This is a genomic window from Desulfotomaculum copahuensis (assembly GCF_001655685.1).
Lineage (GTDB): Bacteria > Bacillota > Desulfotomaculia > Desulfotomaculales > Desulfovirgulaceae > Desulfotomaculum_G > Desulfotomaculum_G copahuensis.
In genome coordinates, this window is sequence record NZ_LYVF01000142.1 from 1 (window position 1) to 677 (window position 677).

Annotated in this window: 1 protein-coding gene; it reads right to left on the minus strand. The window is 28.2% G+C overall.

The features are described from left to right. On the minus strand, positions 1 to 494 hold a 494-nt coding region (locus A6M21_RS19010), incomplete at its 3' end, for a DUF6431 domain-containing protein (RefSeq protein ID WP_078060537.1). Positions 495 to 677 lie beyond the last annotated feature (183 nt).

The window sequence follows — 677 nt, forward strand, 5'->3', positions numbered from 1 at the left end:
CAAATATTGCTTATCAAAGTTCTAGGAGATAAACTGTCCATTGTTTCAATGTATTCTTGAAAATTAGCAAAAAAGCTGTAAACATAATTCATAATAGAGAGAAATCTCATTTTGAAATAACTGATATTTTGCTGTTTTACAAAAGACAAATTAAACTCTTTAATGATTTCATCAGTAACATATGTAGTGCCGTGTCCATCGATAAATATTTTATTCAAAGAAGTTAGAATAACAGATAAAGGATAGATGAAATATGGCACTAAAAAATCTGGTATTAAAGCATGTGTCTTATGGCACACAGGACAGATAACTCTTGCTATGGTAATATCTATGCAATTATTGTCGATAAAGACACCCCTGCAGTAATAACCATGCCTATACAATTTACCGTTGTAATTGCAATTAGGACATTCAGATGGTGTATCTATGTACAAATATGATTCATTTTCGATATATTCATGTATATTTTTAACTGGAAAGGCTATAATTATCATTGTGATACCTTTCTTGGGGTGGTAATTAATTTTACCGCCCCATTATTTTTTTCTATAATTGTAGGCAAGATTAACCAATCTTATACATGAATATGAAAATTAATTAACTTTACATAATGGATAAGGTTAAATTATTTTGCTTTTTATATCACTTTTTGTATTGAAATAATTTGCTGTATAACA